The organism is Arthrobacter sp. Y3223065 (genome assembly GCF_059090885.1).
The window spans coordinates 286,984-308,949 of sequence record NZ_JBNHGC010000003.1 but is presented as its reverse complement, the minus strand read 5'-3'; the positions used below and the strand labels follow the sequence as shown (position 1 = coordinate 308,949).

Genomic DNA, 21,966 nt, shown 5'->3' with positions numbered 1-21,966 from the left:
GCCGTCGTCCTCCCTCATTGCGTAGCAGCACCATGAGAAGCAGCGCCCGAAAGGAACACCAGTGAGCACCACCCGGAAAGCAGCCGTTGCAACCGTCCCCGCAGGCCTCGCCGCCGACGCCAAGGCGACCGCGCGGGAGTGGATCGACGCCAACATGGACCGGCTCTCCGAGTGGCACCGGCACATCTGGGAGCTCGCCGAACCGGCCTGGCGCGAATACCGCTCGGCCGCTTGGTATGTGCAGCGGCTGCGCGTCGAGGGCTTCGAGGTGGAAGAGGGCAGCGGCGGGATGCCCACCGCGTTCAACGCCGAGTGGACGCAGGGGAGCGGCGGGCCGGTGCTGCTGACCTACGCCGAGTACGACGCCGTGCCCGGCAACTGCCAGGCCGCCTCCACCGAGGAGACTCCGCGCGACGGGCTGAGCTCCTTCGCCCCCGGCCACACCGACCCGCACTCGGCGCTGGGCATCTCCACGTTGGCCGGCCTGCTCGGGACCAAGCACGCCATGGAGGTCCACGGCATCGCCGGTACCCTGCGCTACACCGGCGAACCGGCCGAGAAGGTACAGGGCTCGAAGGTGGTGCACGGGCTGCGCGGCTACTACGACGGCGTGGATGCGATTGTCAGCTTCCACCCCTTCTACATGCTGCCGCTGTGCAACACCGCCCGCTGGGACACCCAGTGCGGCAGCTACTACTCCAAGGTCTACTCGTTCGTCTGCGACGAGCCGGAGACCTGGCAGCTCTCGGCCAACCCGAACTCGCCGATCCCGGCGTCGCACTCCGCGGCCCGCGCCCCGGGCGCGAACGTGGCGCTGATGCAGATGTACACCAGCTCGCGGGTGATGCAGGACGCCATGCTGCCCAGCTTCGGCGGCTGGAGCCTCTCCGACGCGATCCTCGGCTCCGGGCAGGCGACGGCGGACAACCTGCCGGCGCGGATCGCGCAGATCCAGTACTCCTGGCGCTGCCCCACGCTGGAGATGGCCGAGCACGTCCTTGCCGTGCTGGACCGCAATGCCGAGCACGCTGCCGCGATGGCACACTGCCGGGTGGAGACCACCTGGGTGGCCCGCAACCGCCCCGGGATTACCAACCACGCGCTGGCGCAGGCGCTGTACAACAACCTCAGAGAGGTCGGGGCGCCGTCTTATGACGACGACGCCGTGGCCGCCGCGCGCCAGATCCAGTCCGGTCTGGGGATCGAGCCGATGGAGAAGCCGTTCCTGGACGAGTGCGAATCGCTGATCTCCCCGCAGGACGCGGAGGAGGCACTGCGTAAACAACTGGCCCCGTGGCAGAAGAACTGGACTAGCGACGACTACGTGGAGATGACGCACTACGCGCCGACCGTCCGGTTCTACATCTCCCGCCCCGCACTGAAGCCGGCCCCAGGCAAGGGCGCCTACCCCGGCTGGGTCATGAACGCCCTCGGCGGCATCCCCGCCGCCATCGACCCGACCATCGAGGTGGCCGGCAAGACCATCGCCGGCACCTTCGTGGATATGCTGACGTCGCCCGAGCTGTTGGCCTCGGCAGCGGAGGAGTTCAAGCAGCGCAAGGCCGAGGACCTCACCGAAGCCCTGCTGCCCGCCGACTTCATGCCGCCCACCGGCCTCGCCTGGCCCGACTATGCCCCGGCCGAAGGCACCGGTTTCGGTGCCGAAGCTGGCGAAAGGACGTGGCACCCGCAGGCACTTTAAGCCGAGCTGTTCGGACAGCGTGGCTCACGCCACGGCGCCTGGTCTGCATCAGCAAACCGGGCGCCCTTCGCGCATTAGCTGCCGCCTCCTCCGGCGGACGTGCGCCGGAGCGAGCTCGCCGAGGTCCTGGCGGCGTCGAACGTGGTCAGCCTGCACGCTCCGCTCACCAAGGAAACCCGGAACCTGCTCGACGCCGAGAAGCTCGCCGTCCTGCCGGCGGGCAGCTAAGTGGTGAACGTGTCGCGCGGCGCCCTCGTCGACGAACAGGCGCTCTGCGCCGCCCTGGACTCCGGCCACATCGCCGGGGCCATGCTGGACGTCCTGGCGGAGGAACCGGCCCCGGCCGACCATCCGCTGGTGGTCCACCCGTCGGCGATCTCACGCCTCACGCGGCGTACCGCAGCAACGTCTCGCTGCGCGAATACGTGCCGCTGCCTGCCCGGAATATCATCGCCTGCCTGCAGGGCCGGCAGCCGGAGACCCCCATCGCCGCGGCTGCCCCGTCCCTCGCCCCGGCGGCCGGGTAGCCCCAGACTCGTTACTACGCAACGGCGCCCGGCTCTGCACCAGCAGGCCGGGCGCCTTTCGCATTCCTGGAGGTTACCGGGTAGCGCCGGCAGGTTCGTCCTCACCCGCAGGTTCATCCTCGAGGTCCTTGGGTGCTGCGAGATCCGTCTCGAGCAGTGGCACGACCTTGGACTTAGTGATGAAGCGGTGGCCCAGCCACAGGAGGATGAAGCCCGTCAACCCGATGTAGGAGGAAAGCACTTCCATGCCGCTGCGGAGCCGAGGCCTGCGCCTGACACCGGGGAGGACAGGCCGCTATCAGGGTTGGGCACGACGGCCCGATCATCTGTATGCGTGGGGGGAGTTAAGTCCCATCATTTCCTCCAGAAAGGTAGCAGCAGTCGTTGACCTTTCCGGCGGCGCCCGGCCGGTTAGGACGGTAATCAAGCGGGACCTCGGGGGAAGAGCCGGCCCACCATCCCAGACGCTAGAGCAGGTGAGAGCAAGAATGGGTGCCGCCCCGAGCCGGGCGGCACCCATCCTTACGCGCTGCGACGTTAGGCGGCTGGCTGCTCAGCAACGGGTGCTTCGACAACCGGCTCTTCAACGACGGGTGCTTCGATAACCGGCTGCGCGGCAACCAGCTGCGCCTCGTAGGCGGCAGCGATGGCCTGGTAGGCGGCGCGGGCCTCGCCGACGATCACTCGGTTCTCGGCGCGTAGTTTCTTCAGCGCAGCGGCCTGGGCTGCACGCAGGTTCTTGACCTCCAGTTGCGCAGCCTTCACAGCCTTGCCCTTGGCGAGCTTCGCCTTCTTGGACAGCGACTTCAGCTCGGCGGCAGCGGTGGCACGGGCCTGCTTCTCAGCGGTCTGGGCCCCGATTTGCGCGTCCTTGAAGGCAGCCTTTGCTGCTGCGACGTCGGCCTTGGTGAGGGGGGCTGACTCAGTGACAACTGGCCCGGTGGCGACGGGCTCAAGGTCAGCGGCGGATGCGGCGGTGGCGCTTCCACCAACCAGGAGGCCGGCGGCGAGGAAGCCAGCAGCGATCTTGCGAATTGCAGTCATTCTTACTCCGTATTCGGATGAGATAGCTGGCCCAGCGCCAGCCACCTTTCGAAAGTAACGAGCGCACATGACGCAAAAGCCAACCTTGCGGCTAATCTGCCGAAAGACTGTCGCTGCTTTCCAAAAGCTGCGCTTTTGCTGGGACGGGCCGTGCCCGGACGTGGCCGTGCAAAACGAAGGCGGGCATCGCCGTCGTGATAATCTATGCGACTTTTCCGCCCCGGCTCTGATGCCAGCGGCGCTGGCACGGCTATTCCCGTGCCTTTGCACTATGTGTGACACCTGGTGGGGCAGACGCAGGGATTGAAGAGGTAGCTGACTCTCAGAAGCAGGGTGCCATGACTAGGATGTGGGGCATGCCGACAAGCTCAACCCCCGTGACCGACGCCGCCCGCGCCGACGCTCTCCAGGCCCTGAACATCCTCGATACCCCTCGTGAGGAGCGTTTTGACCGGATTGTCCGTGCAGCACGGGCTGTCTTTGATGTGCCGATGGTAGCCATGAACTTCATCGACATAGACCGGCAATGGACCAAGGCGGAAGCCGGTTTGCCGGGTCTGGAAAACACGCCGCTCGATGAAGCGATGTGCTGGTATACCGTCCAAAAAGGCGATGTCCTCGTAGTGCCCGACGCGTCGGTCGATGAGCGGTTCAGCGACTACCGGTTCGTTGCATCGGATCCTAATATCCGCTTCTACGCAGGGCAGCCGCTGAGGGCGTCAGGCGGGGAACCTGTCGGCTCCCTGTGCATCCTGGATACCAAGCCGAGACTCCTCAGTGACAAAGAAGCCCAGGCCCTGGCTGAGATGGGGCGCTGGGTCGAGCAGGAGTTGGAGCTGCAGCGGGAGCTGGACCACGCGGCCGAAGTACAGCGCGTACTCCTGCCGCATACCGTCCCGAATCTTCCCGGATACCAGCTGGCCGGCCGATGCGTGCCGTCCCGCACCTTGGGCGGTGACTTCTTCACCTGGCACAGCCTGCCGGATGGAAAGCTCCAGCTTCACGTGGCTGACGTGATGGGCAAGGGGATCCCAGCCGCCCTCATTGCCGCGTCACTTCGAGCGACCCTGGTGGGCGCGGCGCAGTTCGGCGACCAAAAGCAGGCGATCCACCGGGCGGCGGCCGCCTCGGAACAGTTGCTTTCCGACACGGGCTCTTTCGGCACTGTTTTTTCGGCCCGCCTCGAACCGTCGAGCGGAGCCATTGACTACGTGGACGCCGGCCACGGGTTGGCCTTCATCTTCAGCGCCGGCGGATACCGCCGGCTGCACCGTTCCGGGCCTCCCCTGAGAGCGCTACCCGGCCAGCAGTGGGAGGTCCACAGCACGGTCTTGGAACCGGGAGAGACTTTGGTGGTGGTGTCAGACGGTTTCCTCGATTTCTTTGCGACCTTGGAAGAAACGCTCGAGCAGGCCGTTGCCGCCGGGATCGTCGCGATGCCGCCGGCGGAGCTGGTTGACCGGGCCGTTGCCTTCGCCGGCATGAAGGGACACGACGACGACATCACCGTCGTCGCGCTTCGTAGGGAATAGACGACCGTGGGCCCCCAAATTCCGGGGCGGGAATGGTGTCGACTTATGTACCGCGCGGGGCATTTGATCCGCCTCGATCGGTTCGGATAGTGTTGCGCCGCACGTGCCGTAGATAGTTCCGCCACTGCTCTTCCCTATCTCGCCTTCTTTCACTAGAGAGTCCTCCCATGCGTCTGGCGTTAAACGTTTTGATTTTTCCGGTCCTGGTCGCACTCGCGCTGATGGCCGGAGGCGTTGCCCCCGCGCAGGCAGCCACCGCCACGATTACGCTCAGCTCCTCGTCGGGGCCGGCAGGAACTTCGGTAACGGTCACCGGAACGGGATTTCCCAAAAAGTCGTCCGGAACGATCACCGGAGGAACGGAGCCTGTCGCCTTCGCCTCCAGTGCCTCCGGATACTTCCGTACCACGCTGGTGATCCCTGCGGCCGAGCAGGCAACTGTCTTGATCGAGGCTAAAGCCGGGGCCACCCGCGCATCGGCTCCCTTCACGCTCACCTACAGCAGCCCCTCGGTGACGCAGGAGGAACCGGCGCCGCCCCAGCAGTCTCCGGCCCCCACCGCGCCATCGATCAGCAAGGCGCCGCTTCGCTTCGGTCTGGGAACGCCGGGCGGACCGCTGGCCTCCGCCGAAATTGACGCGGCCGCCGCCCTGGTCGGCGAAGCCCCGTCGATCATCCTCTCCTACAAGGACTTCAACCAAGCCCCGCCCATCGCGGAACTGGAAGCGGTCCGCACCCGAGGTGCGGTTACCCTGCTCACCTGGGAGCCCTGGACCTGGGGCGGCGGCACCGAACAGCCCGCCTACTCCCTGGACCGGATCACCGCCGGAGACTTCGACCCCTACCTCCGCGAGTGGGGCACGGCTCTGGCCCGGTGGGGCCATCCCGTGATGCTGCGCTTCGGCCATGAGATGAACGGCAACTGGTACCCCTGGTCCGAAGGAATCAACGGCAACACGGCGGGTGACTATGCCGCCGCTTGGCGGCACGTTTACGACGTCGTCTCTTCCACCGGCGCCCAGAACATCACCTGGGTGTGGAACCCGAACGTCCCCTACGCCGGATCAACGCTCCTGGACGGGCTTTACCCCGGCGCGGGCTACGTGGACGCGGTTGCCCTGGACGGCTACAACTGGGGAACCTCCGCAGCGTGGAGCACCTGGACCCCGCCGTGGGCGCTTTTCGCCGACGGCCTCGGACAGCTCCGGTCACTGGCCCCGGGCAAGCCCATCCTCATCGCCGAAACAGCCTCCGCGGAAGAGGGCGGCTCCAAGGCAGCCTGGAACAAGGACCTTGTCTACTACCTGTCCCAGCAGCCCGACATCACGGCCCTGGTCTGGTTCCACTACAACAAGGAAACAGACTGGCGCATCGACAGCAGCAAAGCCTCTGCCAGCGCGCTCGCCGAAGCCCTCGCCGCCCGGCCCAAATAGCTGTCTGACGCTCGGGCTTATCGCTCCGAACCTGCAGCACCGGGGACTACAAGAGCAACGGAACTCCCAGTTGTACGTCTGGGCTGCAGCCTCGATGCCTGAAGCCGCTCGGACGCGATCCTAGGCTCCGCGCAGGCGACGGCGGACAACCTGCCGGCGCGGGTGGCGCAGATCCAGTACTCCTGACGCTGCCCCACGCTGGAACTGGCCGAGCACGTGCTGGCCGTGCTGGACCGCAACGCCGAGCACTCGGCCGCGATGGCGCACCGCCGGGTGGAGATGTTTAGGCCAAGTCCGGTCCGCCGAACCATCCGGAAGCCAGGGCGCGGAATTCTTGCGGATGCAGCGCCGAGGCTCCCGCAGGGACCATCCCCAGAAACGGGACGGGAAGATCGCTCAGGTACCGCTGGTTGTCCAACTCAATGTCGGTGGGCTCCTGCGGCCAGGCACCGATCACCAGCCCCGCGACGGGAAGCGACCGGCGCTGCAGCGCCTCGAGGGTCAGCAGGGTGTGGTTCAACGTCCCCAGTCCGCTGCGGCACACGACGACGATGCCCGCCGTTCGCTGGCTGTCGCCGGCGCCGGCCGTCGATGTCCCGTCGATGAAGCCAGCAGCCAGATCCGCGAGGCAAAAACCCGGTTCGAGTTCAACGAGCAGTCCGCCGGCCCCCTCCACCAGCACGTGATCGAAATCCTCGGCTAGCCTCCGGATGGTCTCGGTGTGCTTCACAGGTCTTGGGAGGGGAGCGCCCTCCCGGGCGGCTGCGGCGACCGGGGCCATCGGTAACCGGAGCCGGGCGCCTTCTAAGACGTGGTCGATCCCGGCCAGCCGGCGGACTTCCTCGATGTCCCCGGCCTCCTCCTCCAAAACCCCCGTTTGGACGGGTTTATAGACCGCGACCGAGGGGCGGCCGCTGCGCGCGGAAGCCGCGCGGGAACCCGCCGACAACGCCGCCGCAAGCGCCGCCGTCGTCATCGTTTTGCCCACGCCGGTATCCGTGCCGGTCACGAACAGGATCCGGGGCAGGGCGGGCAGGCCCGCGTCAGGGTGCCTCACCGGTTGCTCCTTTCCGGTGACGCGGCTTCCACCGTGACGGACAGGGGCGCCTGGAAGGACAACAGCCGCAGCCAGTCCGGTTCCGGCCCAATCAGCCGTATATCAGGCAAGGCGCGGGCTGTTTCCTCCAGGGCCAGGACGGTTTCGAGTTCGGCAAGCCTCGCCCCCAGACAGCGGTGCAGCCCGTAGCCGAAGGCCAGCGAGTAGGCCGTGGGGCCAGCATCGGGCGGGTGGTGGCCGGCCAGTTCCAGCAGGATTTCGGATCCGGCGGGCAGCGCCTTGCCGTTCAGGACGGTATCGCGCGGGACGGCCCGGCGCCAGGTGTGCACGGACGGTTCCTCGGCCAGCACCCGGCGCACCAGCGTTGATCCGGTGCCGCCGGAGGCCAGCGATTGCCAGCAAGCGGGATCCTGCAGCGCCCGGTACAAGGCTGTGCCGATCAGCAGCGCGGTGGTTTCCTGCCCGGCGATGAGCAGGAAGTAGCCCAGCGAGCAGACCTCGGCGGTCCGGAGCCCGGCCGCGTGCAGTGCGCCGAAGAGGTTGTCGCGCCCGTGGCTGGCGACGACCTCGGCCCGCAGCCAGGCGTAGAACTCGGCGGCGGTTTCGGCGAGTTCCACCTGACGCTGCGGATCCGGCCAGCCCCAGAAAAGTTCCAGTGAATCCCGGCTCCAGCGCTTGAGCACTTCCAGATCCGGCAGTTGGAAGCCGGTCAGTTCCTGCATGATCACCGGCGGAATGTGGGCGCCAACAGCCCGGGCAAGGTCCACCGGGCCGTGCGCGATCTCCGCGGCGGCGGCTTCGGCATGTTTGCGCGTTAGCTCGCGCACCCGCGGGCCGATCGCGGCGACCTTGGCGGGGGTGAAGAACCCTGCTACCACCGAACGCACCGTCCGGTGCAGCTCCCCGGTGGCCGAGGCCAGCACCGGCGGCAGGGCGAACCGGCTGCGGCTCAGGATCCGCAGAGCCGCAGGGCTCAGCGGCACCACCGAGGTCAAGGCGTTGGTGGGCAGGAAATCATCCACCCGGCGCAGCACCTGGCGGACCTGCTCGGGGTCCCTGATGACCTGATAGCTCGTGCCCTCGCTCACGCGGGCACCTCCATTTGGGACAGCAGCGTATTAATAAGGTCGGTGACGTTCCGCAACTGCTCCGGGGCCAGGTCCGCGCGGGCGGTCAGCCTCAGCCGCGAGATCCCGTCCGGCACACTCGGCGGACGGAAGCAGCCGACCAGCACGCCGGCGTCCTCCAGCCTGGCGGCCAGTTCCGCGGCGCACCGCGGTGAGCCGGCGGGCACGGACTGCACCGCGCCATCAGCCTGCTCGATGCCCAAACCGGCGGCGATCAGCGCCGCGTTGCGGCCGACGGCGGCCACGCGCTCCGGCTCGTGGGCAATGATGCGGCAGGCCTGCGCGGCAGCAGCGGCCGCGGCCGGGGCCAGCCCGGTGTCGAAAATGAAGCTCCGCGCGGTATTGACCAGATGCTCGCGCAGCGCCGGGGAGCCGAGTACGGCCCCGCCCTGGCTGCCCAGGGCCTTGGACAGCGTGGCGGTAACCGCCACATGCTCCGCTCCGGCCAGCCCCGCGGCGTATACGGCGCCGCGGCCGTGGCCGGCAACGCCGATCCCGTGTGCCTCGTCCACCACCAGCAGCGCGTCGTGGTCGGCGCATAGTTGCGCAACTCCGGACACGTCGGCGGCGTCCCCGAGCACCGAGTAGATCGATTCGATCACGACGACGGCGCGCGGCTGGCTGCGCGCGGCCAGCCGCTGCTCCAAGGCATCCAGGTCGCCGTGCGGGAAGACCTCGACCGGGGAGCGGGAGAGCCGGGCGGCGTCGATCAGCGAGGCGTGGATGTGCTCGTCGGTCAGAAGCAGGGTTCCGGGGCCGCCGAGAGCGGTGAGGATGCCCAGGTTCGCGGCGTAGCCGCTGGAGAAGGCCAGCGCCGCGCGGCGGCCGGTGAGCGCGGACAACTCGGCCTCGAGCTCCTCGTGCACAGCGTGCGTGCCGGTGACCACGCGGGAAGCGCGGGCGCCGGTGCCGTAACGTTCGACGGCGGCGACGGCGGCGGCCTGCAACCGGGGGTCCGCGGCCAGGCCCAGATAATCGTTGGAGGCCAGGTCGAGCACGGTGCCGGTCCGCGGTACCGTGTGCCGGATGATGCCGCGCCGGGCGCGCACTCGGGCCTGGGCGGCGAGCCAGTCCTGCATGGAGCCCATCAGCCATGCACCTCTTCAACGGCGGCACTAATGCCGGCGCCGATCGCCGCCACGTCAGCCGGCGTGCAGATATATGGCGGCATGGTGTAGACGAGGTTGCGGAACGGGCGCACCCAGACCCCGTGCGCCAGGGCCGCGCGGGTCACGGCCGGGATGTCCACCGCGTCGTGAAGTTCGACGACGCCGACGGCGCCGAGCACCCGCACGTCCCGGACGGACCCGAGGCCGGATGCCGAGGCCAGGGACGCGCGCAGGCCGGCTTCGACGCCTCGCACCTGCTCCTGCCAACCGGCGCTTTCCAGCAGCTGAAGCGAGGACAAGGCCGCCGCGCATGCCAGCGGGTTGGCCATAAAGGTCGGCCCGTGCAGTAGGGCCCGGAATTCGGAGGCGGTGATGACTTCCGCGACCGTCGTGGAGCACAGCACCGCGGCCAGGGTCAGGTAGCCGCCGGTGAGGGCCTTGCCCACGCACATGACGTCCGGGACCACCCCTGCCCATTCGCCGGCGAAGAGCTTGCCGGTGCGGCCGAAGCCGGTAGCGATTTCGTCGAAGACGAGCAGTAGCCCGTGCGCGTCGGCCACCCGGCGCAGGGCCTGCAGGCATTCGGGCGGGTAGGCGTGCATTCCGCCGGCTCCCTGCAACACTGGTTCCACAATGATTCCGGCCAGCTCGTGCCCGTGCCGGGCGACGGCGGCCTCCAATTCCGCGGTCCAGGCGGCAACCGCTGCGTCGTCGGAGTCCAGGCTGCCGCCGCCGTCCAGCCGCGCGGCCGGCGGCCGGGGCAGGAAATGCTGGACCGGCAGGGATGGGAAGGCCGAGTGCATGCCGTCCACCGGATCGCACACGCTCATCGCACCGAAGGTGTCCCCGTGGTAGCCGCCGCGCAGGGCCAGGAACGCGTGCCGGCCCTGCCGCCCGGCTGCGGCCTGGTACTGGATGGCCAGCTTCAGCGCGACCTCCACCGAGACCGAACCGGAGTCCGCGAAGAACACGTGCCGCAGCGGATCTGGGGCCAGCTCCGCCAGCTGCTCGGCCAGCCGGACGGCAGGCTCGTGCGTGAGGCCGCCGAACATCACGTGGCTGAACCGCTCCACTTGGCGGCGTACTGCGTCGTCGAGGGCCGGATGCCGGTAGCCGTGGATGGCGGACCACCAAGAGCTCATGGCATCGACCGCCTCGAAGCGCGCCCCGTCCGCGGCTTCCAACTGCAGCCGCACGCCGTCCGCGGCGGCAACCGCGTAAGGCGTGGGGCCGTCCAGCGGGGCGTACGGGTGCCAGAGCAGGCCGCGGTCACGCGCAAGCAGCGCAGCGCCGGACAGCGCTGCCTCAGGCATTGGGGGCAAGCTCCGTCCCCGCGCCGCGGCGCCGGATGGAAATCTCTGTCGGTGCGCCGTCGTCGTCAGCGGCCGCAGCGGGCACCGGGCCGGCGGGAGCCAGAACAGTGAAGCCGGCGTCGGCAATCATCTCCAGGTCCGCCTTCGCGGCCTGGCCCTCGCTGGTCAGGTAGTCGCCGAGGAAGAGCGAGTTGGCCACGTGCAGGGCCAGCGGCTGTAGCGAGCGCAGGTGCATCTCGCGGCCGCCGGCCATCCGCAGTTCGGTGGGAGGGCAGGCGAAGCGCACCAGCGCCAGGATCCGCAGGCAGTGTGCAGGGGTGAGCAGCCAGGTGCCCTCCAGGGGGGTGCCCTCGAAGGGCATCAGGAAGTTAACCGGGATCGAGTCGGTCTCCAGCTCGCGCAGGGCGAAGACCGCGTCGATCAGCTCTTCGTTGCTCTCGCCCATTCCCACGATCAGGCCGGAGCAGGGGGAGAGGCCGGCGTCCTTGGCATGGTTGACAGTGCGAACGCGGTCCGCGTATTCGTGGGTGGTGCAGATGTCGGCGTAGTTGGATTCGCTGGTGTTCAGGTTGTGGTTGTAGGCGTCCACTCCGGCGGCCTTGAGCTTGTCTGCCTGCCCGTCCTTGAGGATGCCCAGGCAGGCGCAGACCTCCACCTGCGGATGCTCGTCCTTGAGTCCGGCGACCATGTTGGCCACTCGATCCACGTCCCGGTCCGTTGGGCCCTTGCCGCTGGCCACGAGGCAGACCCGGGAGGCGCCGGCGCGGATGCCGCTGGCGGCCTGTTCGGCGGCCTCTTCCGGTTTGAGCCAGGTGTACTTGAGGATTTCGGCGGCCGAACCCAGGCGCTGCGAGCAGTAGGTGCAGTCCTCCGGGCAGAGGCCCGACTTGAGGTTCACCAGGTAGTTCACCTTGACGGTATTGCCGAAGTGGGCCCGCCTCAGCGTCGCTGCTGCCGCCGTCAGCTGCAGCAGCTGTGAATCGTCGGAAGCGAGGATGGCACGCGCATCGTCGCGCGTCAGGGTGCCGCCGGCCAGCTGCCGGTCGGCCAGATCTTGGAAGGAATTGAACACCGTTCAATAGTGGATGCGGCCGGAGTGGTTGTCAAGGATGGTGCATGATGGACGCGATAACGTGACATCGGCTGGAGACGGAGAGGACGGAGGCCGACGTGGCCCTGACGCGCCAGAAGATTGTCGATACGGCCTTGGAAATTTTGCGCTCGTACGGTCTGGCCGATCTCTCGATGCGCAGGCTTGCGCGCGATCTCGGCGTGCAGCCCGGAGCGCTGTATTGGCATATTAAGAACAAGCAGGAACTGCTGGTGGTGTTGGCCGAGCGAATCCTGGAGCCAGTAGAAGTGGGTGACGCCGGCGGCGACCCGGAGGGTGCCGTGCGGCGGTCCGCGCAGGATCTGCGCGCGGCGCTCCTTGCCGTGCGCGACGGCTCGGACGTCGTTTCCCTCGCGCAGGCGCTGGCGCCGGAGTCCCTCACCCCGCTGCATGGGATGACCGCGCTCTTGGCTGAGAGTGGACTGAGCGAGCTGCACGCGCGCTGGGGGGCGAAGAGCCTGACGCACTACATCCTCGGCGCGGTGGCGGAGGAGCAGACCCGGGCCGAGCTTGCCCGATCCGGCCTGCTGGAACCGGGCCCTGATTCCGACACTAACGGCGAAGCGTTCCTCTTCGGCATCAATACGCTGCTCGAGGGGCTGCAGATGCATCGGACGCGGTGATCCGAGTCCTGCCTTAGGGTCCGAGGGGCGAGCCCGCGGGTGATGCAGGACGCGATGTTGCCTAGCTTCGGCGGCCGGAGCCTCTCCGACAAGTTCGCGACAATGCGCCGCGCGTTGAAGGATGTACAGATTTATGTTCATCTTCCACTGCCGAAACTAGGCTGGCCTTATGCGGAATGACCTGAAGGCTGCTGCAAACAGCTGAATGGTCAGCCGGACGCTGACGTCCTGACCGTAGCTGAGGCTCGCGCCGCCTTGCCGGCAACGTTGCGGCACTTCCGAACGGTCCCGGGTGCGCGCCCCGTACTGGTTGGACCCCATCGAAAAGCTGATGCCGCGATTGTGCCGATCCGCCTCTACCGCAGCATGGGCGCCGGCCTGGGCGGCGAATCGATGCCGATGCTCGATTTCCTCAAGCAGCGTCGCCGGTTGATTTCCCGTCTAGCCACGCTTAACCGAATTGAAGCTGTCGCCGTCTTCGGGTCGACCGCCCGCGGGGAAGAAAAGCCGGACAGCGACCTGGATCTACTGGTCGATCCGCAGGATGCCGCAAGTCCGTTCGATTTGGCGCAGTTCGCCGAGGATATGGAGCAACTGGTATCCCGCCGGGTGGATGTCCTCTCCCGCCGTGGGCTTGATCCTCGTCGCGACGCGACGATCCTGGCTGAAGCTGTGCCATTGTGACAGACCTTCACGATCGCACGCAACGAGGCTGGCAGACCTGGTGGTCAACCTGGATCTGGCGGCTGAGCTCGTGAACCGGGGCCGCGAAGCGTTCGACTCCGATCCAGCGCTTCGTCTGGCCTTTGAGGCTTTGTGCAACCGTGTCGGAAACCTGTGCAAGAGGCTCGTTACCGCGGATTCCGTGACCTTTTCCGATTCGCTTTGGCGGCAGGCGGCCAGGAACAGGGACTTCATCGTGCACCACTGCGACCGCGTCGATGAGCAAGCGCTGTGGGTGACGGTGTCGGTTGGTTTTCCGGAGCTGCGCGATCGGCTCGACAGGATAGCCCCGCGGCCAAGGGAGCGCTGACCGCGGAGGCCTGCAACAGGGTTCATTTGGTCATCGAACGGTGGGCCTCGGGCAGCGGGACTTTCTTTTCGCCCTTGAGCGCGCCCTCCATGGTTTCCTTCCAGACCGGGGCGGCGACTTCAGAGCCGGTCAGGTCTGTGTAGGTGTTGCCGTAGGCCGTGAGACGGGTGAGCGGGTACTCCGCCCCGCCGCGGGGATCACCGAGCCAGACGGCGGTCATGAGCTGGGGAGTTCCGCCCACAATCCAGTTGGCCGCGAAGTCGTTCGTCGTTCCGGTCTTGGCGCCGGCTTCCCGGTTGCCCTCGAGCTCAATGCGCGGTCCCAGAGTGCCCCTCGGGTTGAAGGGCTCCTTGAGCACGTCCGCGACGGTGTCCGCGACCTTCGGATCGATGGCGTCGCGGCAGCCGGGGTCCGGCACCGGCAGCTCTTCATCGGTGTCGGTCCGGACTGCCTTGATGACCGTGACCGGGTTGCACACCGTGCCGTCACTCATGAAGGCGGCGTAGGCGTTGGCCATTTCCAGCGGGGTGACTTCGTAGGCACCGAGGGCGATGGAGCCTTCCCTGCCGCCCAGCTTCTCGGGGTCGATAGAGGTGATGCCCAGGGTGTTGGCCATCTTGGCGGCATTGACGACGCCGACGCGCTCCACGAGGCGGATGAAGTAGATGTTCACCGAGGCGCGGATAGCCTGGTACGCATTGATGACGCCGTAGTCCTCGTTGTCGTAGTTGATGTACCCGCCCCGCGGATTGTCCAGGCTGCGCGAGCGGTAGGGGCCGTCGGCCCGGAACTTTTGGGACGTGGGGATGCCCTGCTGGAGCGCGGCGGCGAGCACGATCGGCTTCATTGCCGAACCGACCTGGAAGGCGTGCTTGGCGTAGACAACCTGGGTCTTGCCGTCCCCCTTGCCCCAAACCCGGTTCTGCGCGATGGCGACTACATGACCGGTGCCCGGCTGCACGATGGCGGTTCCCAGGGCTGCGCGGTTGTCGTTGCCGAGCGCCCGCTCGACTGCCTTTTGGGCTGCGTCGGCAGCCTTCCGGTCTAGCGCCGTTGTCAGCCTCAGCCCGCCTACGTAGAAGCGCTCCTGCCGGGCGTCGGGCGTCTTGCCGAAGGCCGGGTTGCTCAGGATTTCTTCCCGGACGACCTCGCAGTAGAACGGATACTTGGACCCGCCGCAGCTGGACGGCACGGAGCCGCGCTTGACCCCAAGCGGGGCCTCGCGGACGGTCTGCGCCTCGCGGGCGGACAGGACTCCCTCCTGTTCCAGCACCTTGACCACGGTGTTCCGCCGCGCGCTGGCGGCATCCGGCTGGGTGAACGGGTCGTACGCGGCCGGCGCCTTGAGCAGGCCGACCAAGAGGGCGGATTGCGCGTGGTCGAGTTTCGCCGCCGTCGTGCTGAAGTAAACGCGGGCGGCGGCCTCGACGCCGTAGGCCCGGTTGCCGAAATAGACCGCGTTCAGGTAGCGCGTGAGGATCTCGTCCTTGGGCAGCTGCTTTTCCAGGGCGACGGCATACTTCATCTCGCGGAGCTTGGCGTTATAGGTATCGCCGACGGCGACCTTGTCTTCCTCTTCATTGCGGGCATGGTTGACCAGGATGTTCTGCACCAGTTGCTGGGTAATGGTGGAAGCTCCCTGAACGTCGTTGCTGGTGACGTTGTTGATCAGCGCGCGGGTGATGCCGAGGGGATCGACTCCGCGGTGTTCGTAGAAGCGGGCATCCTCCGTGCTGATCAGGGTCTCCTTGAAGGCCTCCGAAACCTGGTCCAGCTCAACGTCGATCCGGTTCTCACTGTAGAGCCGGGCGAATTCCTTACCGTCCTTGTCCAGCAGGACGGTGTGCTGCGGCAGCGGGCGCTCCATCGGCAGATCGGTCGGCAGCTCTTGCCACATGTCCAGGACGGAATTGCCGACGGCGGACACGCCGACCGCCGCCGGTGCGACGAGCGCGCCGGCCCCAAAGGCCGCGACGGCAACGCTGACCAGCCACAAGTCGAGACGCCGACGCCGGAGCTTCTTCTTCGGACGGCGGGCAGACGCCATCAGCTCGTCGAAATCGACCTGTTCAAACCTGTTTCGTCGAAAGGGCCACATGATGCGTTATGCGGGAAATCCAGGTGACGGATGCATCCGCGCGCAGCCTTCGGGCGGGGCGTTGGGGAGCATTCCCGGACGATGGTTCCCACACCCCTCCTTCCCCGCAATGGAGCAGTAGAGAAAATGGTAGAAGCTCAAAAGTCCGTTCGGTAGAGGCTGGCCTACCCTGTTTTGGCCAGGGGAGGGGCACCGTCCTGGAGCGCTGCTGCAGGATGGCCGAGGCGCCGGATATGGTGGCCACGGACAACCATTTCCTGACCGAGGGAGAAACATGCAACGCGACGTGCAGGCCGGTTTCGTGGCCCCACAGACGGCAGGCGGACGCCCGCCCGCGGTGGCCACCGTGCAGATCGACAACGACCGGGTGACGGTCACGGAGTGGCGGTTTCCTCCCGGCGCGGAAACCGGTTGGCATGTGCATCCGGTGGACTATGTCGTGGTCCCCATGAGCACCGGTTCCCTCACCTTGGAGACCAGCGAGGGGGCATCGGCCAGCCAGCTGACCGCGGGCGTTTCCTACACGCGCAAGGCTGGCAGCGAACACAACGTTGTCAATGAGTCCGACGACGTCTTTGTGTTCGTCGAGATCGAACTGAAGTAGACCCACCGACAGTAGGCGGCCGACAGTAGACCGACCGACAGTAGCCCGGCCGACGGGAGGTCAGCCGGCGACCACGTGAGCGTCGATGAGGACCGGGCCGCTGGCGGTGAGTGCTTTTTGGTAGGCGGCTTCGAATTCTTCGCGGGTGCTGGTGTGTTCGGCGGGGACGCCGTAGCCCTCGGCGATGGAGACGAAGTCGATGCCGCCGAGCTTGAGGCCGGGTACGTCGGGCACGCCCATGCGCTGGGCGAAGCCGGCGAGGGCGCCGTAGCCGGAGTTGTTGACGATGACGAACACGGTCCGTGTCTGCCGTTCCGCCGCGGTGTAGAGGGCGGTGATGCCGTAGTTCGCGGAGCCGTCGCCCACGGTCGCGACGATCGTCTTCTCCGGGTCGCCCAGGGACATGCCCACGGCCGCGGGCAGCCCGAAGCCCAGGCCGCCGGAGGCCGGGAAGTGATACATGCCCGGCCGGTCGATCGCGATGCGTTCGAGGTAGTCCAGGTCCAGGGTAGTGGTTTCGTTGACGTAGGCGACGGAGTCGCTGACGTGGGTGTTGAGGACTTCAAGGATTTCGGTGCCGGTCATGCCGTCCGGGGAGGTCTTGGCCGCGGGCAGTTGCCGGGAGCCGGGTTCGCCGCGCCGCCTGCCCCGGTCCCTCACGCCGTGGGCCAGGGTTTTGGCTGCGCCTGCCACGTCGGCGACGACGGACCGGCCGAACGGTGCCCGGGTCGCCTCGCGCGGGTCCTGCGTGAGGTGGATGATGCGGGTTCCTTCTTCGAGATAGTTGCTCGGCTCCCAGCGGTGGTACCTGAAGACGGCGGCGCCGAGGACGAGCACGACGTCGTGGCCGGCGAGCCGGTCGCGCACGGACTTGATGCCCGGGACCAGGACCGCCTCAAAGTTCGGGTGGGTGGTCGGGAACGGGCCCCGGGAGGGGGAAGGGGCGACGTAGACGGAGGCGTCGGCCTTCTCCGCCAAGGCCACCACGGCATCGAACACGCCCGGGTCCTCGACCGCTGCCGCGTCTACCTGCGGGCCGACGACCAGGGCCGGGTTCTTCGCGCCGTCGATCGCGGCGATCAGTTCCCGGGCCAGGTCTTCGGTGAGGCCGCCGGCGGTGGCGACCGAGCGGTCGGTGAGCAGTGCGTCGTCGTCGAGGGCGGGCTCGGCCCAGTCATCGAGGGGGACCGAGACGTAGACCGGTCCGCGCGGCTGGGTGCAGGTTTCGAATACGGCCTGGGACAGGGTGCGCGGCACGTCGGCGGCGGCCAGCGGCTCGTGCGAGTACTTGACCAGCGGTGCCGGCAGGGCCGAGGCGTCGGCGCTGGCGAGCATCACCTCCTGGCCGACGGTGCGGCGGACCTGCTGGCCGGCGAGGATGACCATCGGGATGTGCCCGTAATGGGCGTTGGTCAGGGCGCCCATGGCGTTGCCCGACCCGGAGGCGGCATGCAGGTTCACCAGCGCCGGCCGGCCCGTGGCACGCGCGTAGCCCTCCGCCATGCCGACGACCACCTGCTCGTGCAAACCAAGGACGAAGTCGAAGTCCCCGCCCAGGCCGGCGAGGAACGGAAGCTCGTTCGACCCGGGATTGCCGAAAATCGTGGTTATCCCGTGTGCGCGGAACATCTCCAGCGTCGCCTCGAGAACCGTCTTCTTCTTGCCCGTCACTCGCCTGCTCCTCAAACTCCGCGAACCAGGCGGTCAGTCCTGGTGACCGGCCGCGCCGGCCCGGCGTCATGCCCTTGGACGCAGCCTATGTGCAGCGAATCACTAAATCCAACGAGCGGTTTCCGGGCTTCCTGAAGCCCGCCCTGGTCGGCAGCAGCGGTAACCTGCGCATGTGCGGCAACAAGACGGCCCGGACGCGATAGCGTGGACGCGTGATGGTCCGGGCGGTTCGGACCCGAAAGGAACAGCATCGTGTCCATCGTTGTCATTAACGCGCTCAAGGTCCCCGAAGGCTCGGGCACCGAATTGGAGGCGCGCTTCGCCGCACGCAAGCACGCCGTCGACTCTGCTCCGGGGTTCGAGGGCTTCCAGCTGCTGCGTCCCGTCGCGGGCGAAGACCGCTACTTCGTGTACACCCAGTGGGCAACGCGTGAGGATTTCGAGAACTGGCGCGACAACCGTGCGGCACGCGATCACGGCTCGAAGACCCCGGTGGCCAGTGGGTCAGAGCTGCTCGAGTTCGAGGTTGTCGAGCTCGCCGACTGACAACAGTTGGCGGCTCCAGGCCGCCGGACTTGCAGCTGGTTGGAACCGATGCTGCCCGTTGAGGGGGCTTCGGGACCTACAGGGCGTCCGCTAGGAGATCCGTGCGGATGCGGATCTCCCAGCGTAGTCGCGCATCCGGGCTAGTCCGGTCATGCCGCCCAGGACGAGGAGGCCCGCGGCCAGGGCCGCCAGAACAACGGGGGACAAGGCCCCATAGGCCAGTCCAAAGCCGGCCGACCCCAGCGCCTGTCCAATGGCCAGCGCGATAAAGAGCCACGAAGTCCCTGCTCCCGCACTGCCGGGCCACACGCTGCGCGCCCAGAGGATGAGCACGCCGGACAGGCTCATGTAGCCGGCACCGAATACGGCCATGCCGGCATAAGCGACCCAAGCGCTGCCGGAGGCTACCGATATTGAGACCCCTGAACTGGCGAGGGCCAGGACAATGGCGAAGAAGCACCATGCGGCCCGCATGCCCATGCGCCGGACCAAAGCCCCGGTGAGTATGCCGAGGACCCCGCCCAGACCCAAGGCGATCCACAGCCATCCGACCCGAGCGGCAGCAACGGAACCGGCATCCGTAACCAGCAACGGCCCAAACGTCCAGACCAAGGCCGAGCCGGCGCCTGCAATGACCGCGGCCCCGGCGGGGACGACGAGAAGATGCCACGGGCCATGACGGCGTTCGGGGCTCGAAGCCGGCGCGCAGGCTGGGCGGGCAGAGGTGCCAAGATCCGCCCGTGCCCGGACGGGATACCACGCCGCGACCGCCGCCGCCGCGCAGACCAGCGCCATGAGCACCCATGCCCCGGCAATCGAAGCGGCCACCGAGGCGACTATGCCAGCTCCCACCACCCCGACCGCCGTTCCGGAGTTCACCAGGGACTGCGCTGTCGCACTGGTGCGGTGTGCAACGAGCGCGTCAATAACCGGCACCAATGCGGGTGAGGCGAAGCCCCCGCCCATGCCGCCGACGAAGACAGCCGCCACGAACATGCCCGGAGATGAGGCAACAGCCACCCCCAAGCAGCCCAGGGTCGCAGTGCCTCCGGCGAGAAGGATGCCGACCCGAGGAGCGCGGTCGACGAATCGGGCGGCCGCCACGGCGGCCACTGAATAGGAGGTGAACTGCGCTGCCGCCGCCCATCCCAGTACCTCGGTAAGTTCCGGCCGCTGCGCGGCCAAGAGCGGGGCGAAGAGGCCGACCCCGAACCGGGCCATGCCATAGGTGGCGGCGATCAACAGCATTCCGGCTAGCGCCACGCCAAGGCCGGAGCCGGCTCGGCGACCCACCATGGTCCTGCCTATGCCTCGGCACCTCCTACCATAGCGCCCGTTACGCCATAACGACCGTTATACTAGCCCCATGTCTGACCTCCTGACTACCCGGGACCGCATCCTGAATGCCGCCGAAATGCACTTCTTTCAAGAAGGCATTGCCGTCACGGGCGTGGACCGCGTAGCCGCATCGGCCGGGGTGGCGATCGTGACCCTATACAAGCACTTCGGTGCCAAGGACAACCTCCTGCGCGAGGTACTTTCCCGCCGACTCGAGGCCTGGACCCAGCACTGGGACGACGCCGTAGCGGCCGCTACATCCGCGGAGGCAAGGCTGCTCGCGGTTTTCGATGCCGTCGAGTCCTTCCGTGCGGCAGCGAACCCGACCCAGTGGTGCAGTTTCCTGGCCACGGCGTCGGAACGCCCCGCCCCGAAGGACGGACAGGAGGACCCGGTCTTCGCCCTGATTCGCCAGGACACGCGGATGGTCACCGAGCGGCTGGCGCGGCTGGCGCGGGAAGCCGGGTGCCCCGACCCGGACGCCGTCGCCTCCGTGCTGCTGCTGCTTTACAACGGTGTCCTCAGCAGCATGTTGCGGGGAGCCCCGGCCGATCCGGTCACGCATGCCCGCAAGGCTGCCCGCATGATCATCGAGTCGGGAATAGGCCGGGAGCAATCCGCTCGGTCATAGGAGCAAGCTTCCGTTATCGTTAGGGCATGCCCGAGATGCCCGAAGTGCAGGGACTCGTCGACTTCCTGCGGCTGAAGCTCATCCCGCCCGGCGCCCCGCCGGCCCAGGTGGCCAAGGTGGAGGTGCTGTCCTTTTCCGTGTTGAAGACGGCGGACGTGCCGCCGGAGATGATGGCAGCCGAGCCGGTGTCCGCGGTGACGCGGCGCGGCAAGTTCATCGTCATCACCGCAGGGCAGACGCACCTGGTGATGCATCTGGCCAAGGCCGGGTGGCTCCGCTGGTCGGATGCGCTGAAGCCCGAACCCCTGCGGCCCGGCAAAGGTCCCATCGCGCTGCGCGTGCGGTTCGTCGCCGCCGATGGCGCCGGTCAGCCCGGGTTCGACCTGACCGAAGCCGGAACCAAGAAATCGCTGGCCGCCTACGTGGTCAAGGACCCGATGGATGTGCCGGGTATCGCCCGGCTGGGACCTGACGCGCTCGACGTCGACCACGCGGCTTTTGCGCGCATGCTCGCCTCGCACTCGGGCCAGATCAAGGGGCTGCTGCGGGACCAGTCGGCCATTGCGGGCATCGGGAACGCGTACAGCGACGAAATCCTGCACGCGGCGAAACTCTCCCCGTTTGCCAACGCCTCAAAGCTGGACACCGAGGACGTGGAGCGGTTGTTTTGGGCGATGCACCAGGTGCTCGAGTCGGCGATTGACCACGCCTCCGGCCGTCCGGCCAGCGAGCTGAAGGATTCCAAGCGAAAGGCCATGCGCGTGCACGCCCGAACCGGCGAGCCCTGCCCGGTGTGCGGGGACACGGTCCGGGAAGTGTCCTTCGCGGATTCCTCGTTGCAGTATTGCCCCAGCTGCCAGACCGGCGGGAAGCTGCTGGCGGACCGGCGGATGTCCAAGTTCCTCAAGTGAACCTGCTGCGGTCCGGTATTTCACCGCAGATATTCGCGGTGCTCCTTGATGGGTGGTTCCTCCGACCGCGGTAAGTTCAAGGGGACAACGCGTACCGCGGGAGAAGAGGTGCATGGTCACTGAACCATACGAGGCAATACCTCGAGCCACCGACTTTGGTTTCGGAATACACCACATTCAGCTCGCACTGCCGCCGGGTGGTGAGGATGATTGCCGAAAGTTTTACGTGGAAGTCCTTGGGCTCACGGAGGTTCAAAAGCCACCGATTTTGGCTGCGCGTGGTGGGCTGTGGGTGCGCGCCGATAACTTAGAGATTCATCTAGGAGTCGAGGAGAATTTCCGTCCTCAGCGGAAGGCGCATCCCGGGATCCTCGTGCAGGACATCGACGCACTGGCCCGGCGGATAGAAGCTCATGGGCATGCTCCCGACTGGGATGACAACTTCCCTGGAATGCGCCGGTTCTACCTGTGGGACAACAACGGTAATCGACTCGAATTCCTCTCGCCTCATAGCGGGTAGCAAGAGCAATCAAAAGGCTTGTGCTGTCGAACACCA

Annotated in this window: 22 protein-coding genes and 1 pseudogene; 13 read left to right on the top strand and 10 right to left on the bottom strand. The window is 67.3% G+C overall.

All coding sequences use genetic code 11. The annotated features are described in order from the left end of the window. Positions 1–61: 61 nt before the first annotated feature. The 3 genes and pseudogenes from AC5RUK_RS10055 to AC5RUK_RS10045 all read left to right on the top strand — a co-directional run. A complete protein-coding gene (locus tag AC5RUK_RS10055) occupies positions 62–1,702 on the top strand; it encodes a zinc-binding metallopeptidase family protein (protein WP_494152083.1) in 1,641 nt (546 codons plus the stop codon). A gap of 99 nt (positions 1,703–1,801) precedes the next feature. Continuing rightward, positions 1,802–1,930: an NAD(P)-dependent oxidoreductase gene (locus AC5RUK_RS10050; RefSeq protein WP_494152082.1), complete on the top strand. Its 129-nt coding sequence runs from the start codon at positions 1,802–1,804 to the stop codon at positions 1,928–1,930. Continuing rightward, positions 1,931–2,068, top strand: a pseudogene (locus AC5RUK_RS10045) (NAD(P)-dependent oxidoreductase); the annotation flags it as partial. Positions 2,069–2,302: 234 nt separating this feature from the next. On the opposite strand, the gene AC5RUK_RS10040 reads toward AC5RUK_RS10045, so the two are convergent. After that, positions 2,303–2,476: a hypothetical protein gene (locus AC5RUK_RS10040; protein ID WP_494152283.1), complete on the bottom strand. Its 174-nt coding sequence runs from the start codon at positions 2,474–2,476 to the stop codon at positions 2,303–2,305. 290 nt (positions 2,477–2,766) lie between these two features. Further along, entirely contained in the window at positions 2,767–3,273 is a 507-nt protein-coding gene (locus AC5RUK_RS10035; RefSeq protein ID WP_494152081.1) for a hypothetical protein, read from the bottom strand. Between the two features lie 356 nt (positions 3,274–3,629). Here AC5RUK_RS10035 and AC5RUK_RS10030 point away from each other — a divergent pair, with 356 nt between their 5' ends. Together AC5RUK_RS10030 and AC5RUK_RS10025 are read left to right on the top strand one after the other, a co-directional pair. Then, the gene (locus AC5RUK_RS10030; RefSeq protein ID WP_494152080.1) at positions 3,630–4,805 is read left to right on the top strand and encodes a PP2C family protein-serine/threonine phosphatase; all 1,176 of its coding nucleotides are present in this window, start codon (positions 3,630–3,632) and stop codon (positions 4,803–4,805) included. A gap of 167 nt (positions 4,806–4,972) precedes the next feature. Then, positions 4,973–6,238 (top strand): glycosyl hydrolase, encoded by a 1,266-nt coding sequence (locus AC5RUK_RS10025; RefSeq protein WP_494152079.1) that lies wholly within the window; start codon positions 4,973–4,975, stop codon positions 6,236–6,238. Positions 6,239–6,521: 283 nt separating this feature from the next. Here AC5RUK_RS10025 and bioD read toward each other — a convergent pair whose 3' ends face one another. From bioD to bioB, 5 genes are read right to left on the bottom strand one after another with little or no spacing between them, the layout of a single operon-like run. Continuing rightward, positions 6,522–7,295: a dethiobiotin synthase gene (bioD, locus tag AC5RUK_RS10020; protein ID WP_494152078.1), complete on the bottom strand. Its 774-nt coding sequence runs from the start codon at positions 7,293–7,295 to the stop codon at positions 6,522–6,524. Continuing rightward, complete coding sequence (locus tag AC5RUK_RS10015) at positions 7,292–8,383, bottom strand: cytochrome P450 (protein ID WP_494152077.1); 1,092 nt, start codon at positions 8,381–8,383, stop codon at positions 7,292–7,294. The genes bioD and AC5RUK_RS10015 overlap by 4 nt, the downstream gene beginning before the upstream one ends. Further along, positions 8,380–9,510 carry an 8-amino-7-oxononanoate synthase gene (locus tag AC5RUK_RS10010; protein ID WP_494152076.1) on the bottom strand — a complete coding sequence of 377 codons (1,131 nt, stop codon included), beginning with the start codon at positions 9,508–9,510 and terminating at the stop codon, positions 8,380–8,382. Before AC5RUK_RS10010 ends, AC5RUK_RS10015 begins: the two co-directional genes overlap by 4 nt. After that, complete coding sequence (locus tag AC5RUK_RS10005) at positions 9,510–10,844, bottom strand: adenosylmethionine--8-amino-7-oxononanoate transaminase (protein WP_494152075.1); 1,335 nt, start codon at positions 10,842–10,844, stop codon at positions 9,510–9,512. Before AC5RUK_RS10005 ends, AC5RUK_RS10010 begins: the two co-directional genes overlap by 1 nt. Further along, positions 10,837–11,916, bottom strand: coding sequence for a biotin synthase BioB (bioB, locus tag AC5RUK_RS10000; protein ID WP_494106811.1), 1,080 nt, complete (start codon positions 11,914–11,916; stop codon positions 10,837–10,839). The genes AC5RUK_RS10005 and bioB overlap by 8 nt, the downstream gene beginning before the upstream one ends. Before the next feature lie 98 nt (positions 11,917–12,014). Between bioB and AC5RUK_RS09995 the strand changes: the two genes are divergently transcribed. The 3 genes from AC5RUK_RS09995 (at position 12,015) to AC5RUK_RS09985 (ending at position 13,611) form a co-directional block, all read left to right on the top strand. Beyond that, the gene (locus tag AC5RUK_RS09995) at positions 12,015–12,578 is read left to right on the top strand and encodes a TetR/AcrR family transcriptional regulator C-terminal domain-containing protein (protein ID WP_494152074.1); all 564 of its coding nucleotides are present in this window, start codon (positions 12,015–12,017) and stop codon (positions 12,576–12,578) included. A 342-nt stretch (positions 12,579–12,920) separates the two neighbouring features. Next, positions 12,921–13,262, top strand: coding sequence for a nucleotidyltransferase family protein (locus tag AC5RUK_RS09990; protein WP_494152073.1), 342 nt, complete (start codon positions 12,921–12,923; stop codon positions 13,260–13,262). Between the two features lie 40 nt (positions 13,263–13,302). Next, complete coding sequence (locus AC5RUK_RS09985; RefSeq protein WP_494152072.1) at positions 13,303–13,611, top strand: HepT-like ribonuclease domain-containing protein; 309 nt, start codon at positions 13,303–13,305, stop codon at positions 13,609–13,611. A gap of 22 nt (positions 13,612–13,633) precedes the next feature. Here the strand turns inward: AC5RUK_RS09985 and AC5RUK_RS09980 are convergent, their stop codons facing one another. Further along, positions 13,634–15,658, bottom strand: a complete 2,025-nt coding sequence (locus AC5RUK_RS09980) for a transglycosylase domain-containing protein (protein WP_494152071.1) — start codon at positions 15,656–15,658, stop codon at positions 13,634–13,636. A 325-nt stretch (positions 15,659–15,983) separates the two neighbouring features. Here AC5RUK_RS09980 and AC5RUK_RS09975 point away from each other — a divergent pair, with 325 nt between their 5' ends. After that, on the top strand, positions 15,984–16,313 hold the full coding sequence (locus AC5RUK_RS09975) for a cupin domain-containing protein (RefSeq protein ID WP_494152070.1): 330 nt from the start codon (positions 15,984–15,986) through the stop codon (positions 16,311–16,313). 60 nt (positions 16,314–16,373) lie between these two features. On the opposite strand, the gene mdlC is transcribed toward AC5RUK_RS09975, so the two are convergent. Beyond that, positions 16,374–17,984, bottom strand: a complete 1,611-nt coding sequence (mdlC, locus tag AC5RUK_RS09970; RefSeq protein WP_494152069.1) for a benzoylformate decarboxylase — start codon at positions 17,982–17,984, stop codon at positions 16,374–16,376. 252 nt (positions 17,985–18,236) lie between these two features. Here mdlC and AC5RUK_RS09965 point away from each other — a divergent pair, with 252 nt between their 5' ends. Continuing rightward, entirely contained in the window at positions 18,237–18,530 is a 294-nt protein-coding gene (locus AC5RUK_RS09965; protein ID WP_494152068.1) for an antibiotic biosynthesis monooxygenase family protein, read from the top strand. A 90-nt stretch (positions 18,531–18,620) separates the two neighbouring features. Here the strand turns inward: AC5RUK_RS09965 and AC5RUK_RS09960 are convergent, their stop codons facing one another. Beyond that, positions 18,621–19,826 (bottom strand): MFS transporter, encoded by a 1,206-nt coding sequence (locus AC5RUK_RS09960; protein ID WP_494152067.1) that lies wholly within the window; start codon positions 19,824–19,826, stop codon positions 18,621–18,623. A gap of 70 nt (positions 19,827–19,896) precedes the next feature. On the opposite strand from AC5RUK_RS09960, the gene AC5RUK_RS09955 reads away from it, so the two are divergent. The 3 genes from AC5RUK_RS09955 to AC5RUK_RS09945 all read left to right on the top strand — a co-directional run bounded on the left by AC5RUK_RS09955 (position 19,897) and on the right by AC5RUK_RS09945 (position 21,930). Beyond that, positions 19,897–20,499, top strand: a complete 603-nt coding sequence (locus AC5RUK_RS09955; protein ID WP_494152066.1) for a TetR/AcrR family transcriptional regulator — start codon at positions 19,897–19,899, stop codon at positions 20,497–20,499. Between the two features lie 26 nt (positions 20,500–20,525). Then, positions 20,526–21,410 (top strand): DNA-formamidopyrimidine glycosylase family protein, encoded by an 885-nt coding sequence (locus AC5RUK_RS09950; RefSeq protein WP_494152065.1) that lies wholly within the window; start codon positions 20,526–20,528, stop codon positions 21,408–21,410. A 112-nt stretch (positions 21,411–21,522) separates the two neighbouring features. Next, the gene (locus AC5RUK_RS09945; RefSeq protein ID WP_494152064.1) at positions 21,523–21,930 is read left to right on the top strand and encodes a VOC family protein; all 408 of its coding nucleotides are present in this window, start codon (positions 21,523–21,525) and stop codon (positions 21,928–21,930) included. The last annotated feature ends 36 nt before the right edge of the window (positions 21,931–21,966 follow it).

What these genes read in the sequence shown, in the direction of transcription:
- AC5RUK_RS10035 (WP_494152081.1), bottom strand. Translation starts at nt 3,273, where the DNA reads ATGACTGCAATTCGCAAGATCGCTGCTGGCTTCCTCGCCGCCGGCCTC.
- AC5RUK_RS09950 (WP_494152065.1), top strand. Translation starts at nt 20,526, where the DNA reads ATGCCCGAGATGCCCGAAGTGCAGGGACTCGTCGACTTCCTGCGGCTG.
- AC5RUK_RS09975 (WP_494152070.1), top strand. Translation starts at nt 15,984, where the DNA reads ATGCAACGCGACGTGCAGGCCGGTTTCGTGGCCCCACAGACGGCAGGC.
- AC5RUK_RS10040 (WP_494152283.1), bottom strand. Translation starts at nt 2,476, where the DNA reads ATGGAAGTGCTTTCCTCCTACATCGGGTTGACGGGCTTCATCCTCCTG.
- AC5RUK_RS10025 (WP_494152079.1), top strand. Translation starts at nt 4,973, where the DNA reads ATGCGTCTGGCGTTAAACGTTTTGATTTTTCCGGTCCTGGTCGCACTC.
- AC5RUK_RS10030 (WP_494152080.1), top strand. Translation starts at nt 3,630, where the DNA reads ATGCCGACAAGCTCAACCCCCGTGACCGACGCCGCCCGCGCCGACGCT.
- AC5RUK_RS09955 (WP_494152066.1), top strand. Translation starts at nt 19,897, where the DNA reads ATGTCTGACCTCCTGACTACCCGGGACCGCATCCTGAATGCCGCCGAA.
- AC5RUK_RS10005 (WP_494152075.1), bottom strand. Translation starts at nt 10,844, where the DNA reads ATGCCTGAGGCAGCGCTGTCCGGCGCTGCGCTGCTTGCGCGTGACCGC.
- AC5RUK_RS10010 (WP_494152076.1), bottom strand. Translation starts at nt 9,510, where the DNA reads ATGGGCTCCATGCAGGACTGGCTCGCCGCCCAGGCCCGAGTGCGCGCC.
- AC5RUK_RS09945 (WP_494152064.1), top strand. Translation starts at nt 21,523, where the DNA reads ATGGTCACTGAACCATACGAGGCAATACCTCGAGCCACCGACTTTGGT.
- AC5RUK_RS09980 (WP_494152071.1), bottom strand. Translation starts at nt 15,658, where the DNA reads ATGGCGTCTGCCCGCCGTCCGAAGAAGAAGCTCCGGCGTCGGCGTCTC.
- AC5RUK_RS09960 (WP_494152067.1), bottom strand. Translation starts at nt 19,826, where the DNA reads ATGGTGGGTCGCCGAGCCGGCTCCGGCCTTGGCGTGGCGCTAGCCGGA.